Source organism: Arcobacter cryaerophilus gv. crypticus (assembly GCF_002993025.1).
Lineage (GTDB): Bacteria > Campylobacterota > Campylobacteria > Campylobacterales > Arcobacteraceae > Aliarcobacter > Aliarcobacter cryaerophilus_B.
The window spans coordinates 39,924-54,770 of the sequence record NZ_NXGI01000004.1 but is presented as its reverse complement, the minus strand read 5'-3'; the positions used below and the strand labels follow the sequence as shown (position 1 = coordinate 54,770).

The following is a 14,847-nucleotide window of genomic DNA, read 5'->3' as shown; positions in this document are numbered from 1 at the left end:
AAATTGGCATAAAATATATCCTTTAATAAATTACAAGAATTGTATTATTTAATTTCTTAAACAAAACTGATAACTATTATTAAAATCTATTTTTTTGCTAATTTTACTCCTTTTATCGAATTTAATAGCAATCCAATTGTTGTTCCATTGTGTAATATAGCTGTTACAATCGGAGAAAATAAACCAAAAGTTGCACCTAAAAGAATTACACTATTTATTCCAACTGTTGCATTGAAGTTAGTATTTATCAAATTCATAGTTTTATTTGCAAACTCTTTTGCTTCAACAACAGCAGCAATATCATCTTTTAATAGGCTAATATCAGCAGTTGCTTTTGCTATATCAGCTCCACGACTCATTGAAATTCCAACATGAGAAGATATAAGTGCTGGAGCGTCATTGATACCATCTCCAATAAAAGCAACCTTTTTACCCTCTTGCATCAACTCTTTTACAATATTTGCTTTATCTTGAGGTAAAAGTTCTGCTTTTACTTCATTTATACCCAACTCATCAGCAATTTTTAGAGCTTTTGCTTTTGTATCTCCTGTTAACATTACAATATTTTTTACACCAAGAGATTTTAATTTTTTTATACTCTCTTTTGTATTTTCTCGTAACTCATCACTAAGCCCAATCGTTCCTAAAAGTTTGCCATCGTACCCAACATATAGTAAAGTATCACTTTTTCTTAAAGAGTTTTCAATCTCTTTTTTGTATGAAGAAAAATCTATTTTTTCATCATCTTCTAAAAAGTGCCTGCTTCCTATAACTACATTTTTACCTTTTATTTCTGTTTTTACACCGTGAGCTACTATAAATTGTACCTCTTCGTGATGCATATGTACGAAACCTCTCTCTTTGGCTGCTTTTACAACAGCTTCAGCTACAGGATGAAAATAGTGTTCTTCTGTTGAAGCTGTAAGATTTAAAAGTTTTTCTTCACTCCAATTTTTATCATATGAATCAACACTTATAACTTCTAGTTCACCACTTGTAAGAGTTCCTGTTTTATCAAAAACAAAAGTATCAGCACTACTTAGTGCTTCAATAGATTTTGCACCTTTTATCATAATTCCGCTATGACCAGCTTTTGAAATTGTAGATTTAAAAGCAACAGGAGTTGCAAGTTTTAAAGCACAAGAATAATCAGCTTGAAGTACAGATGCAACTCTTTGAAAATCTTTTGTGAAAATATAAGCAGCAGTTGCTAATCCTAAAGTAACAGGAACTAGCTTGTCCGCAAGACGATTTGCTTTTAGTTGAGCAGATGATTTTTCGTTTAAAGAGTTTTCTATATAATGTTTTATTCTTTGAGTTGCAGTATTTGCACCAACTTGCTCAGCCCAAATTCTAAATCTTCCTTCTTCAACAATAGTTCCAGATATTACTCTATCCCCTCTATATTTTGCGATTGGTTCGGCTTCACCTGTCATTGATACTTGATTAATTGTACCAGCTCCGTCTATTATATGTCCATCTATACAAATAGTACTTCCAGCTCCAACAACTACAATATCACCAATATTTAGTTCAGCTGTTTTTACTAAAACTTCTACAATTTTTCCATCTATTTTTTTTTCAACCCAAGCTTCTTCAATATTAGGTCTAGCTAGTTCTTTTAGTAAATCATCACTTTTATGAACTGTTGTTTCTTCTATGTATTCACCAAGTTCTAGCATAGCATTTGTTGAGTTTGCAGCAAGATAATCTTTTCTATAAATAGAAATAGCTACAGCTGCTGCTTCAAGTACATGAGAAGTTAAACCATCCTTGAATAGCTCTTTTGTACCATCAATTAAAAGAGGAATTGAAGCAAGAGTTGTAATAGTAGCTTTTAAACTATTATTTGTAACCAATCTTTCGGCAACTAAAGCACTACTTGCAAGTAGAGTTCCTTTTATAGATGGCTCTTCGCTTGTTACACAAGATACACAAACACTAGCTTCATTTTTTGATGCAGATTTTAAAAGTGTTTCCAATGAGATACTTTTTAATCTCTTCTCTATTTTTTCAAAGATATCTTTTTTTAGTTCAAAAATTATTGAGTATGCTTTTTTGTTTACTCTTATACTTTTTATCTCATTAAATTTATTAAAATATCCTTTTAAAATCTCTTCATCTATAAAATTATCTTTTAGTATTTCAAGCTTATATCTAGCTCTAAGTCCTTTTTGATGAACTTTTATAAATTTGTTATTCATTGTTTTTAGAACTCTTGTTCATTTACTTTTGAAGCTGCTTTTGCATCTTCAATTCTCTCTTTTAGCTCTTCAAATCCAGCAGTTGCAAGATTTTTTGCTTTATTTATTGCTTCAAAAATACTCTCTTGCGCATTTTTATTTGTTAAAATGTAAGTTGCTACTGCTCCAATTAATGCACCTTTTATAAAATCACCATTTAAAAAAGAGTTTGACTGATTTTGTGCTTGACTATTTGTATTTTGTCCTATAAAATTTTGATTTACACCGCTGTTTATATATGGATTTTGGTTTATATTTAGTCCATTTTGATTGTTATTTCTTGTATTGTTTATATCTGTGCTGTATTGATTAAAATTTTGATTGTTATTAGTCATTTGAGTTTTCCTCTAATTGTAGATTTTGGTTTATTAAGTACTTTTGCTCTAGTTTTTCTTCAATTATTTCTAATGCATAAATTCCAGCCATTCCAATAGATGCTGATGTTAAAGCTCTAAGATAGTTTCCTTCACCAATATAGTTTGTTGTTGCAATTGCACTTCCTGTCACAATAGCACCTTGAGTTGCTTTTTTTGTTATATCTTTTATTGCTTCACATTTTTTTAATTGACCGTTTTGATACTTTTTATAATTTATTGCACCACTAATAACAGCACTTGCTATTGCACCACTTATTACATGACCTAAAACATTTCTAGGTGTTCCTGTATTTATATTTTTCATCAATTTGCCTCTTTAGTTTGAGTAGTTTTTGGTTTTTTAACTACCTTTTTTGTATCTTCTTTTTCAAACTTCTTTTTTGTTTGTGAAATTTTTGTTTCAATATCTTTTTTTAAAATCTCACCTTTTTCTTTTGCATCATTAAAAAAAATCTCACCCTTTTTTTTAATAATTTCTCTATTTTTATAAGCAACAACTCCCAAAGCTCCAAGAGCTAAACCAGCTATAAATGGTAATGCCATTTTTTACTCCTTGTTTGAATTTTGATTTTCTAAAAACTGATTTAAAAGCGCTATAATTGCGGCTCCACTAACAGCTCCACCTAAAAATTGAAAACTTATATTTGAAAATAGTTTTGAACTAAGATTTGAAATTGTACTTTCATCTATATTTCCACTCATAAGATTATTTACAATCTCTTGATACTCTTGCATTTTTTGCATAATATCCTCACTATTTGAAGAAGAGCTAAAGGCATTGTAATGATTTATTACACAAGATCTAAAAGCTGGTAAATGATTGTTAAAAGAAGCAGCTTGAAGTCTGAAAAGTGTATCTGTAATATCACTTTTTGTTGAGTTTGTTAAAAGATTATTGTACATAGCAATATTTTCAATTTCTCCTGCAACTCCTAATTCATAACACTCTATTAGATTATTTGGTATTTCTATTTTATCTTTCCAGTCATTAATTGGAACTTCTACACCATATTTTTCTGCCAATTTTATAAGCATACTATAGTGTACTGCTTCAGACTCTTTTATATTTATAAATGGATTTATATTTCCAAAAGATTCAATTATTTTGCTGTAAGTTTCGTAAGCTTTAAACTCATCATAAATAGCAATTTGTAAAATCTGCTCATCAATATTGATATTTGAATTTAAATCAACTCTTTTTTGAATTAAAATGTTGTAGTCAATCGCCATTAAATAGACTCCTTTGCAAGATTATTTATTATTTGTGTTATTTCATCTATATTTTCATTTTTTATCAAATCTTCCCAAAGTTTTGGCTTAAAAATAGTGGGGTTATATGTAATTGTAACTGAGGCTATAATTTTATTTATTTTAATCTCTTCAATACCAGATATTTTTTTTGGTAGATTTGTAATATCATCTAAAGATATATTATCTCCTTCATTAACTATTTTTGGATTTACTCTAACTCTTAATCTTCCAGGACTATGAGCAATAATAGTAAAATAACTAGAAAGTTTTATTATAGTTTCACTATTTATCATTTAGACCTTCTAGAAACTCTTTTTGAGTCTCTTTTTTTCCTAGAATTATAAGAAGAAGTACTCCAATAATTGCAGCACTAATTGAACTAGCAAAAATACCAATTTTTACAGCACTTACAATATGTGGATCATCAAAAGCTAGAACTGAGATAAAAATTGACATTGTAAATCCAATTCCTGCTAAGAATCCAACAGCTAAAATTTCACTCCAAGTTACATTTGATGGTTTTTCACTAATTTTAAATTTTGATGCAATATAAGTTGAAGCTAAAATACCAATAGGTTTACCAATAAGTAAACCTAAAAATACTCCAAGAACAATTGTTTTATTATCTACAACACTTGCAAAATCTAGCTCAACACCTGCATTTGCAAAAGCAAAAATAGGCATTATGATAAATGCACTAAAGTTATGAAGAGCATTTTCAACTCTTAAAAGTGGACTTTTTGAGTTATGCTCTTCAATCTCTTCAACAGTTGTATTTTTTGCTTTTAAAGGAATTACAAAAGCTAGAAGAATTCCAGCTACTGTAGAGTGAATACCAGAACTATGTATAAAAATCCATAGAAAAATACCAACAAATAAGTAAGGCATAACACGTACTAAATTAAAATAGTTAAAAATCATAAGAATAAAATATGTTAAAACTGAATAAATTAAAAAATCATAATGAAGTTCACTTGTATAAAATATTGCAACTACAACTATTGCACCTAAATCATCTACAACAGCTAAAGTTACTAAAAATACTTTTAAAGATAGGCTAACTCTTTTTCCTAAAAGCATTAAAATTCCTAAAGCAAAAGCAATATCTGTAGCCATAGGAATTCCAAATCCTGTTGGATGAGATTGATTTACACTTAAATATAGTATTGCTGGAATAACCATTCCGCCAAGTGCTGCAATTATAGGGAAAGATGCTTTTTTAATGCTTGAAAGCTCACCTATTAGCATGTCTCTTTTTATTTCAAGACCAACAACTAAGAAAAATAGTGCCATTAAAACATCGTTTATCCAATGCTGAAGGCTCATAGAAAAAGTATGTGTTCCAAAAGAGAAACTAAAATGAGTTTTTAAAATTTCGAAATATTGTGGAGCAAATATAGAGTTTGCTATGTAAACAGCCAAAACTGTTACCAAAAAGAGCTGAATCCCACTTAAAGTTGCAGTTGATATAAAGCTTCTTATAAATTTGTATTGATTTTTTATGTTAACAATTTTTCTTAAGTAGCTAGCAGAAAGTATTTTAGCCATTTTTATTGCACTCCTTACATTTTCCTTTTAGGATAATATTTTCAATTTTATAATCTTGTAAAAGAAAATTTGGTTTTTCAAAAATGCACTCAATATTTGAGCAGTTATTGCAAACAAAGTGTGAATGGTCTATATCTTTTATTTCAAAATATCTTTTTTTATCATTTGATTCAAAAGAGTTTATAAGATTTTCTTCTTCAAAAATTGTGATATTTCTGTAAAAAGTTGCTTTATCCATAGATATTTTATCTTTTATATCTTCGTAACTTAATGGTTTACTTGAGTTTATAAGTATATCCAAGATAGATTTTCTGGCACTTGTAAGTTTTATATTTGAAAAATTTTCTTTTATCATAAATTTATTCTAACTAAAATTTAATTAAGTGCTACTAAGTTGCATTAAAGAATAAAAAGTTTAGAATGTCAAAAAATTTGCAACCTAGTTGCATAATATACTAAACACAAAGGATAAATATGAGAAATTATTTAGTAGTTTTTATGTTGTTTACAACAATTTTATTTGCTTCAAAGCAGGAGTTAACAGTTACAATTTTACCACAAAAGTATTTTGTACAAAAAATAGTAAAAGATAAATTTGATATTAATGTTATGGTAAAGCCAGGAAGTTCTCCTCATAATTTTGAACCAAAAACATCTCAGATGAAATCTTTGGGTAATTCAAAAGCTTATTTTATGATAGGTGAACCTAGTGAAAAAGCTTGGATTAAAAGATTTAAACAAAATGCAAAAAATACAATTTTTGTTGATACAACTATTGGAGTAGAAAAAATTGCTATGGTTGAACACTCTCATCATGATGAAGAAGATGAGCACAAAAAGCATAAGCATTCTCATGATAAACATGAAAATAAAAATAAACACTCTCATGCAGAAGATGGACTTGATCCTCATATTTGGTTAGACCCAATAAGTGTAAAAACTCAAGCAAAAAATATTTATGAAACAATGATTAAAATAGATGAACAAAATAGTGATTTTTATAAAGCTAATTATGAAGAATTTGTAAAAGAGCTTGATGGTTTAGATAATGAAATAAAAAATATTTTAAAACCATATAAAGATTCTGCATTTATGGTTTTTCATCCATCTTGGGGATATTTTGCTAAAAGGTATGATATTGAGCAAATCTCTATTGAGATGGAAGGGAAAGAGCCAAAACCAAATGAGTTACTTAAATTAGTAGAAGAAGCAAAAAAACATAATATAAAAATAGTATTTGTCGCACCTCAATTTTCACAAAAAAGTGCAAAAACAATTTCACAAAATATTGGTGCAAATGTAGTATCTATAAATCCATTAAGTGATGATTGGTACAATAATATGCTTCTAGTAGCAAATGAGATTGCAAAAAGTTATAAATGATTAGATTTCTAGTTCTATTTTTTATTGTAAAAGGCATCCTTTTTGGATGTGCTTTATGCTCAGTTTATACTCCAAAAACAAATATCTTTACAGATATAAAATTAGAAAATGATAGTATAAAAAACATAGATATAAAATGGGAATTTGAAAAAGAGTTTACGGAAGAATTACTTTTAATTTATGATTTAAATCTAGATAAAAGTTTTGATAATAAAGAGTTAAAGCTTATAGAAGACTCTTTAGTTGAATATCTGTTTTCAAAAAACTTTATAACAAATATCTATTTTGATAATGGAAAAAAAGAGATAAAATTAGATTTTGTAGTTAAAAAATATCAAATTAGTTTTCAAAATGGAATTTTGAGATTTGAGTATAATATTGAATTAAATCAAATAATTTATGATAAATCTAGTATTAAAATTGTAATTTTTGATAAAGATGGATATTTTTTTACAATATTTGAAGCAAAAAATCAAAAAATTGATACTTTTTATGAATTTAACAAATCAACAAAGATAAATGAAGTAAATTATATTTTTAATGATAATAAACTAGCTTTAAATTTTGAAGATATTAAAAATGAAGATTCAATAAACAATACTTTTAATCAAGAAAAAGAACAAGATATAAAGTTTGAAGAAGAGCAGGGTGATGCACCAAAAAATAGAGTTGATAGATTTACAGAAGATATAAAAAAACATTTAGTAGATATTGAAAATGGAGATAAATTTGCTTTATTTTTCTATTAATAGCATCTTTTCTTTATGGTGTTATTCACTCTATTGGACCAGGACATGGTAAATTTTTTGCATTTTCATACTTCTCATCTCAAAAAAGTACATATTTTGAAGCTTTTATAATCTCTGTTTTAACAGCGTTTGTACATATATTTGGAGCTTTGATTATAGTTTTAATATCTATTTTAATTCTTCAAACAGCATTAAGTGGTTTCGTATCAAATTCGGCTACATATATTACAGCTTTAAGTGCTGTTATAATTATGTTTTTAGCAATTTTTATTTTGTATAGAAAATTAAAGAAAAAATATTGTTCTTGTGTGGTTTGTAAGTCTGATACAAAAGCAACAAAATTTTCTTCAAATTTTCAAAAAATAAATTTTATAGCACCTTCTAAAAATAAGCCAGTAATTTTTGAAAAAAGAAGTAAAAAACAAGATTTAATATTTGTTTTAACAGCTGGAATAGTTCCATGTCCAGGAACTATTTTATTATTTATGTATGCTTGTTTACTTAAAACTTATTTTGCAGTATTTTTAGCTAGCATTAGTATTAGCCTTGGTATGGCTGTTGTGATTTTTTCTTCATCATTTTTTGGAGTAAGTTTACATAAAATATCTTCAAACTCTAAAAATATTGTAAATATATTAGAGATAGTTGCACCTATTTTTATGTTTATTCTAGCATTTTTGATGCTTATTAGCTCTGGAATTTTTTCTTAAAGTATTTTTAATATTATAAAATTTAGTTAATAATAGAGCTTTAAATTTCAATTCCAGAAAAATTTAATAAAGTTATTATTCATCACTATAAACACAAACATTAAAATCTTTTACAAGTCCATCTTTTAAAACACAATGTTTATGAAAAAACTCTTTGATATAAGGTTTATTACAGTGAAGCTCAAAAGCCTCTTTTGATTCCCAAATTTCATTAAATACTATTGGAAAGCTTTTTCCAGTTGCATTTGGATGACTTATATGTTTTGTAACAATATATTGAATACAACCATCTTCTCTTATAGTTTGTGGTTCTAAAGATTGCAGTACTTTAAATAACTGTTCGTTTAAACCTTCTTTTGCTTCAAATGAAGCTATACAATATATTTTTTTTGACATCATTTTTCCTTTTATAAATTTAATTTTTTTATCATATGATAAAAGTTGCTTCCTGAAACTTTAAGTATCTCATTTTTTTCAAAGCCTAATTTTTCATATAAAGCCAATGCTTTTTTATTTTCAAAATCAACCAAAAGTGAAAGTTTTTTAAATCCTAGCTTTTTTGCTTTATTTTCAATAAAACTAAATAACTCTTTTGCTATTCCATTACCTTGAAAATCTTTTAGAACACTAATTGTATCTATATAAAACTCATCTTTAAAGCACTCTTTTTCAAAAGAGTCTAAAAAAATATTTTTTGTTTTTAAGTGCTTGAGTATTGGATTATCTAGTTTTTCTACATCATTTGAATTATAGGCAATTATTAAGGCAATATTTTGATTATCTAGCTCATAAACCCAAATATTTTTGTAACTCAATCTATTTATATCCATTTTTGCATACAAATCTAAAGTTTCAAGTATTTTTTTTTCTTCATTTTCACCTGTTAAAGTATTTGCAATATCGTGAATTGCATCGTAAATAAGTGTTGAAATATTTTCTATATTATTTTTATTCGCTTGTTTTATCATCTATTTTTTAAACCTAAATATTATTTATTTTTTCAAACTCTTCAATAATATCTTCTATATTTTCAACCCCAACAGATATTCTAAGAAGATTTATAGGAAGATTTATTTTTTCTAAAAACTCTTTACCCTCTTTACTTACTATTAAATCATAGTGTGCTAAATATGTATAGGGCATAAGAAGTGTAAATTCAGTTCCAAGGCTTGGACCTTTTGGAAAGTTTAAACTATCATAAACTTTTTGGAAATCTTTTTTAAAGGTGATTGATATTATTCCACATAGACTATTTTCATCAATCATAAGTTTTTCATAATTCTCTTTATATTTTGGACTTAAACAGTAAAAAATTTCATCTATATAAGATGATTTTTGAAAATATTCGACTAACTTTTTTGTATTTGAAGATATTTTTTTAACTCTATTTTTATAATCTTGTATTTCTAAAGCCAATCTTTGAATATCTTTTATATATGGTTCATCACAGTGTTTAAAAAACTCTTGTGAAATATGTGAGATTTTTGAGTTTTTATTTAAAATAATTGCACCCATTAAAACATCTGCATTTCCACAAGCAAATTTTGTCAATGATTCAACATAAATATCAGCATAAGAGTTTAAATTAAGATTATATGGTGTTGCAAAAGTAGAGTCTATAACCAAAGGAATATTATAAAATTTACAAAGAGTTTTCAGTTTTTTTAAATCAACTGTTTGCACAAGTGGATTTGTAGGAATTTCTGTAACGATTGCTGAAACTTTTAATCCATTTTTTTTTAAAAAATTTTCAAAGTTATCAAGATTTGTAACATCATAAAATATTTTACTCTCTTCAAAATAGTGATTTACAATATTCATAGTATCAAGATAGAGCCATCCTAGTTGAACTAAAATAGTTCTTCCATTTTTTGCTTGAATATTTTTAATTCCTTTTAAAACACAATACATTGCATTCATTCCTGAAGGAGTTAAAGATATGTTTTTCTGAGGTTGATTATAGGCATTTGATAAAGTTGAAATTAGAATATTTTTTGCTTTTGTTTCATCTGCAAGCTCTTCTTGATGAATATTTGAAATAATTTCTAGATTATATAGATAATCTTCTGCTAATCTTGAAGATAAATTGTACCCAACATGTTGAATAAATTTTAAAACTTTTTGGTACTGTCTTCCTTTTAAAACCATAATTACACCAAAATCTTCATCAATATCTATTGGATTATTTATATAAAATCTAGAACTTACAACTTTTACTGCCTTTTTACTACTAAGAAGTATAAGTTCATATTTATCACTAACTTTATATTTTGATTTTAAATAAATTGCAAGTTTTTTAAGATAAGGATGAACTATAAATCTAGGATATGCAACTGTTATTTTTTCTAAAATCTGCGGTGTTTGTTCCTCATAATCAATTACATCTTGAAGTGTTGGCATAGATGTAGAAACTGCATGAATATTATTTACTGGTAAAGTCTCACCACAAGAGATTGGTTTAAAAATAGACTCTTTTATCATTTTATAGCTTCTAATAAATCCTCTTTTAAATCTTTTAAATCTTCAAAACCAATAGAAAATCGTACTGTACTATCAGATATTCCAATTGCTTTTAATTCCTCTTTTGAAAAAGATGCATGAGATATTTTAGAAGGTATTTCAACTCTACTATCAGCACTTCCAAAAGAGCATTTTTCTCCAAATATTTTTGCATTTTCTATGAATTTTTCTGCTAGTTCTACACTTTTAAAATCAGCACAAAAAACACTAGGAATTATCTTCATCTGTTTTTTTGCTAAAGCTCTTTGCGGATGTGATTTAAGTGCTGGAAATGTAACTTTTTCTATAAAATCTTGTTTTTCAAGCCATTTAGCAAATTTTTTTGCTAATTTTTCGCTTGCTTTCATTCTAACTTTTAGGCTACTAATTCCAAGTGATATTAGATGAACATCAAGAGGATTTTGATTTCTTCCTAAGGCATTTGAGTAGTAGTGAAGTTTGTCTGAGTCCTCTTTAGTTTTTGCAACAATAGCACCAGCAATTACGCTTCCGTGACCACTTATAAATTTAGTTGTAGAAAAAAGTGAAAAATCAGCTCCTAAATCAAGAGGTTTTTGACTAATAAAAGTTGCAAGTGAGTTATCAACCGCAAAAAGTGAGTTGTGTGTTTTGCAAAGCTTTGATATCTCTTTTAAATCTATTATTTTTAAGCCTGGATTTGTAGGACTTTCACATAAAACTAAATCTATATTATTTGTTTTTAAAATATGTTCAAGCATATTTAAATCTGTAAAATCTGTAAAGTTTACATCAATATTATATTTTTCTTTAAATAGTTTTAAAAGTCTAAATGTTCCACCATAACAATCAGCTTCAACTAAAATAGATGAATTTGCTTTTAAAACAGTTTCAAAAAGAAGTGAAACAGCTGCTATTCCTGTGTGAGTACAAACAGCTCCAGAACCATTTTCAGCAAAAGCAAAAAAGTTTTCAAGTGTAGCTCTTGTAGGATTATCGCTTCTTGTATAATCATATATCTTATCGCCATTTTGGTTTTTTAAATCAAAAGTTGCTGTGTTGTATATTGGAAAGTGTGAAGAGTTTGTAGGCTCTTTAAAAGGTGCAAAATCTTTTAAATGGCAAAGCATAGTTTCTAAACTTTTATTCATAAAAATCCTTAAATTGGCTAATTTTTGGGAAATTGTACCCAAATAAATTTAATCTTATTTGATACAAAATTTTGCTATAAATTTATTTGAAAGTTTATTTATATAAAAGGATAAGAGATGCTTAAAAGTATATTATTATTAATATTTATAATATTTTTTCAAGCTTGTGCAACTTGGAGTGGAGTAAAACAAGATAGCAAAACAGCTTGGAAAGCTACAAAAGAGACAACAACTGAAGTTGTAAAAGATGTAAAAAAATCAATTCACGAAGCAACCGAGGATTAAATGCTATTCAATTTCTCTAACTCTTAAAAATGAAGCAAATTTTGGTTTAGCATTTTTTGTTAAACCATAATATTTGAAAGTTACAAACTGCCCGATTTTTGGTGGATTTAATCTATCTTCTTTTTTAAATCCACCACCTAAATTAAATACAGTTTTATTTTTTAATTCTATTTTTAAACTTTTAAATGAACCATCTTTATTAAAATTATGTCCAATAACTTTCCCTTCATCATCAAGAAACTCTTTTACTTTTAAAGAGTTATTCGTTCTTCCAGTTTCATAAGATAAATTTGGATTTTTTATAATCACTCCTTCTGAACCATTTTTTAAAAGTTCTTGTAAAAATCTATTTAAGTGATTTTGATCTTTACAAACTATTTGAGGAATAATTTTTATATATATACTTGGATTTGTATCTAAATAGCTTTGTAAAAAATCTAATCTATTTTTAAAATTTCCATTTGCATTTGGAATTTCAAAAATATTGTAAGTTATTTTTTCCCAATTTTTTGACTCTTGTTGGCTTAAAACTATGCTTTGAATATTTTCAAAATCACCTCTTTTTGTCCATAACTCACCATCAAGAGGAAATGGTGGAAAATCTTTTGTAAACCAAGAGGGAGCAAATATTTTATTTCTGTTTTTTGTAAATAACTCTTTTCCATCCCAATATGCTCTAATACCATCTAGTTTTTCACTCATATACCAATTTGAAACATCAATAGAATCTTTATAATTTGAAGGTTTTTGTAAATTTAAAGCAAAAGCAAAATTTATAAAAAGAAAGAGTGTTAACAAAACTTTTATAAAATTCTTAAATAGTTTGATTTTAAACTGTATCATAATTTTATTTTAGCTAAAATAATTGTACTTTGAATATAAAAGGGAAAACTTTGAGTAAAGAGATTTTAACAGATTACGAAAAAAAGGTTTTAATAGACTCTATAAGAACAGTTGAGGATTTTCCAAAACATGGTATTAGCTTTAAAGATATTACAACACTTTTAAATAATAAAGATGCATTTGAGCTACTTATGAGCCATCTTGAAGATAGATATAAAAAATATAATTTAGATTTTATAGCAGCAATTGAAGCAAGAGGATTTTTATTTGGAGCGGCACTTGCTTCAAGACTTAAAATTGGATTTGTACCAATAAGAAAAAAAGGGAAACTTCCAAGTACAACTTTATGTGAGAAGTATGAACTTGAGTATGGTTTTGATGAGGTTGAAGTTCATTTTGATGCTTTTAGAGATATAAAAAATCCAAGAGTTCTTTTAATAGATGATTTGGTTGTAAGTGGTGGAACAGCAATAGCAGCAGCTAATTTAATAGAAAAATTAGATGCTTCTTTAGTTGAGGCTTGTTTTATTTTAAATTTCTCTATCTTGCCTGGAAAAGCAAAGTTAGAAGAAAAAACTCCTGTGTATGCGGTGCTAGAAATATGAGTAACTATATTCCAAAAAAAAGTAAATTTGATCCAAATTCAAATGGTGAATTTGGTGTTGGTGGTGAGTTTGGAATTTTTGGTGGACAATATGTTCCTGAAACATTGATGCCTATTTTAAAAGAACTTGAAGCTACTTATAGTAAATATAGATTTGATAAAGAGTTTTGGGCTGAGGTAAATTACTACTTAAAAGATTATGTTGGACGTGAAAATCCACTATATTTTGCAAAAAACATAAGTGATGAAATTGGTGCAAAAATCTATTTAAAAAGAGAAGATTTAAATCATACAGGTGCTCATAAAGTTAATAATGTAATAGCTCAAGGTTTATTAGCAAAAAAAATGGGAAAAACAAAAGTAATAGCCGAAACAGGAGCAGGGCAACACGGTGTTGCAACTGCTACAATTGCAGCACTTATGGGTTTAGAATGTACTGTTTTTATGGGTGCTAAAGATGTTGAAAGACAAGAGTTAAATGTATTTAGAATGAAACTTTTAGGTGCAAAAGTAATTGCGGTTGAAAGTGGAAGTAAAACTTTAAAAGATGCTATGAATGAAGCAATTAGATATTGGGTAACAAATGCAAGAGATACTTTTTATATAATTGGAACAGTTGCAGGTCCTCATCCATATCCTATGATGGTGCGGGATTTTCAAGCTGTTATTGGTTATGAGTCAAGAAAACAAATTTTAGAAAAAGAGAATAGACTTCCTGATTATGTAGTTGCTTGTATTGGTGGTGGATCTAACTCTATTGGTATGTTTTCACACTTTTTAGAAGATAGTGAAGTTACTTGTGTTGGAATAGAAGCTGGTGGACTTGGACTTGATACACCTAATCATGGTTCTTGTTTAGCTTTGGGAACTCCTGGTATTTTACATGGACAGTGTTCATATTTACTTCAAGATGAAGATGGACAAGTTTTAGAAGCTCATAGTATTAGTGCAGGGCTTGATTATCCAGGAGTTGGACCAGAACATAGTTTTCATAAAGATAATAAAACAGTAATTTATGACAATATAACTGATAAAGAAGCTCTTGATGCTTTTGTTTGGCTGAGTCAAAAAGAGGGAATCATTCCAGCATTTGAATCAGCTCATGCAATTGCATATTTGAAAAAAGCAAAAGAAAAATTAAAAAATAAATTAGTAATAATTTGTCTATCTGGTCGAGGTGATAAAGACATGATACAGGCAAAAAGCTTATTAAACTTCGACTAAG

General features: G+C 27.3%; 19 protein-coding genes. 6 read left to right on the top strand and 13 right to left on the bottom strand.

The window, feature by feature from the left end:
* Positions 1-86 precede the first annotated feature (86 nt).
* From CJ670_RS03130 to CJ670_RS03095, 8 genes are read right to left on the bottom strand one after another with little or no spacing between them, the layout of a single operon-like run.
* Complete coding sequence (locus tag CJ670_RS03130; protein WP_105938819.1) at positions 87-2,204, bottom strand: heavy metal translocating P-type ATPase; 2,118 nt, start codon at positions 2,202-2,204, stop codon at positions 87-89.
* A 5-nt stretch (positions 2,205-2,209) separates the two neighbouring features.
* Positions 2,210-2,578 (bottom strand): hypothetical protein, encoded by a 369-nt coding sequence (locus CJ670_RS03125; RefSeq protein WP_105938818.1) that lies wholly within the window; start codon positions 2,576-2,578, stop codon positions 2,210-2,212.
* Complete coding sequence (locus CJ670_RS03120; protein WP_105938817.1) at positions 2,571-2,924, bottom strand: magnetosome protein MamC family protein; 354 nt, start codon at positions 2,922-2,924, stop codon at positions 2,571-2,573. The genes CJ670_RS03125 and CJ670_RS03120 overlap by 8 nt, the downstream gene beginning before the upstream one ends.
* Positions 2,924-3,163 (bottom strand): hypothetical protein, encoded by a 240-nt coding sequence (locus tag CJ670_RS03115; RefSeq protein WP_105910875.1) that lies wholly within the window; start codon positions 3,161-3,163, stop codon positions 2,924-2,926. Before CJ670_RS03115 ends, CJ670_RS03120 begins: the two co-directional genes overlap by 1 nt.
* Before the next feature lie 3 nt (positions 3,164-3,166).
* Entirely contained in the window at positions 3,167-3,850 is a 684-nt protein-coding gene (locus CJ670_RS03110) for a ferritin-like domain-containing protein (RefSeq protein ID WP_105910876.1), read from the bottom strand.
* Positions 3,850-4,164: a hypothetical protein gene (locus tag CJ670_RS03105; RefSeq protein ID WP_105910877.1), complete on the bottom strand. Its 315-nt coding sequence runs from the start codon at positions 4,162-4,164 to the stop codon at positions 3,850-3,852. The genes CJ670_RS03110 and CJ670_RS03105 overlap by 1 nt, the downstream gene beginning before the upstream one ends.
* Positions 4,154-5,374 (bottom strand): Na+/H+ antiporter NhaA, encoded by a 1,221-nt coding sequence (gene nhaA, locus CJ670_RS03100; protein WP_425352268.1) that lies wholly within the window; start codon positions 5,372-5,374, stop codon positions 4,154-4,156. Before nhaA ends, CJ670_RS03105 begins: the two co-directional genes overlap by 11 nt.
* Positions 5,375-5,411: 37 nt before the next feature.
* On the bottom strand, positions 5,412-5,774 hold the full coding sequence (locus CJ670_RS03095) for a Fur family transcriptional regulator (protein WP_105910879.1): 363 nt from the start codon (positions 5,772-5,774) through the stop codon (positions 5,412-5,414).
* Positions 5,775-5,893: 119 nt separating this feature from the next.
* Between CJ670_RS03095 and CJ670_RS03090 the strand changes: the two genes are divergently transcribed.
* The 3 genes from CJ670_RS03090 to CJ670_RS10945 are packed head-to-tail and all read left to right on the top strand — an operon-like array spanning position 5,894 to position 8,261.
* A complete protein-coding gene (locus CJ670_RS03090) occupies positions 5,894-6,802 on the top strand; it encodes a metal ABC transporter solute-binding protein, Zn/Mn family (RefSeq protein WP_105938815.1) in 909 nt (302 codons plus the stop codon).
* Positions 6,799-7,551, top strand: a complete 753-nt coding sequence (locus tag CJ670_RS10950) for a DUF1007 family protein (protein WP_207763600.1) — start codon at positions 6,799-6,801, stop codon at positions 7,549-7,551. Before CJ670_RS03090 ends, CJ670_RS10950 begins: the two co-directional genes overlap by 4 nt.
* Positions 7,530-8,261 (top strand): HoxN/HupN/NixA family nickel/cobalt transporter, encoded by a 732-nt coding sequence (locus CJ670_RS10945; RefSeq protein WP_207763603.1) that lies wholly within the window; start codon positions 7,530-7,532, stop codon positions 8,259-8,261. Before CJ670_RS10950 ends, CJ670_RS10945 begins: the two co-directional genes overlap by 22 nt.
* Positions 8,262-8,336: 75 nt before the next feature.
* On the opposite strand, the gene CJ670_RS03080 is transcribed toward CJ670_RS10945, so the two are convergent.
* The 4 genes from CJ670_RS03080 to CJ670_RS03065 are packed head-to-tail and all read right to left on the bottom strand — an operon-like array spanning position 8,337 to position 11,890.
* A complete protein-coding gene (locus tag CJ670_RS03080) occupies positions 8,337-8,657 on the bottom strand; it encodes a putative quinol monooxygenase (RefSeq protein WP_105938814.1) in 321 nt (106 codons plus the stop codon).
* Positions 8,658-8,668: 11 nt separating this feature from the next.
* Complete coding sequence (locus CJ670_RS03075) at positions 8,669-9,229, bottom strand: GNAT family N-acetyltransferase (RefSeq protein ID WP_105938813.1); 561 nt, start codon at positions 9,227-9,229, stop codon at positions 8,669-8,671.
* A 13-nt stretch (positions 9,230-9,242) separates the two neighbouring features.
* The gene (locus CJ670_RS03070; RefSeq protein WP_228154189.1) at positions 9,243-10,742 is read right to left on the bottom strand and encodes a PLP-dependent transferase; all 1,500 of its coding nucleotides are present in this window, start codon (positions 10,740-10,742) and stop codon (positions 9,243-9,245) included.
* Complete coding sequence (locus tag CJ670_RS03065) at positions 10,739-11,890, bottom strand: trans-sulfuration enzyme family protein (RefSeq protein WP_105938812.1); 1,152 nt, start codon at positions 11,888-11,890, stop codon at positions 10,739-10,741. The genes CJ670_RS03070 and CJ670_RS03065 overlap by 4 nt, the downstream gene beginning before the upstream one ends.
* Before the next feature lie 117 nt (positions 11,891-12,007).
* Between CJ670_RS03065 and CJ670_RS10805 the strand changes: the two genes are divergently transcribed.
* Positions 12,008-12,175, top strand: a complete 168-nt coding sequence (locus CJ670_RS10805; protein WP_165785171.1) for a hypothetical protein — start codon at positions 12,008-12,010, stop codon at positions 12,173-12,175.
* Positions 12,176-12,178: 3 nt separating this feature from the next.
* Here CJ670_RS10805 and CJ670_RS03060 read toward each other — a convergent pair whose 3' ends face one another.
* Positions 12,179-13,018, bottom strand: a complete 840-nt coding sequence (locus CJ670_RS03060; RefSeq protein ID WP_105938811.1) for a DNA ligase — start codon at positions 13,016-13,018, stop codon at positions 12,179-12,181.
* Between the two features lie 50 nt (positions 13,019-13,068).
* Between CJ670_RS03060 and CJ670_RS03055 the strand changes: the two genes are divergently transcribed.
* Complete coding sequence (locus CJ670_RS03055; RefSeq protein ID WP_207761788.1) at positions 13,069-13,623, top strand: adenine phosphoribosyltransferase; 555 nt, start codon at positions 13,069-13,071, stop codon at positions 13,621-13,623.
* Positions 13,620-14,846, top strand: coding sequence for a tryptophan synthase subunit beta (gene trpB, locus CJ670_RS03050; protein ID WP_105938810.1), 1,227 nt, complete (start codon positions 13,620-13,622; stop codon positions 14,844-14,846). The genes CJ670_RS03055 and trpB overlap by 4 nt, the downstream gene beginning before the upstream one ends.
* Position 14,847 lies beyond the last annotated feature (1 nt).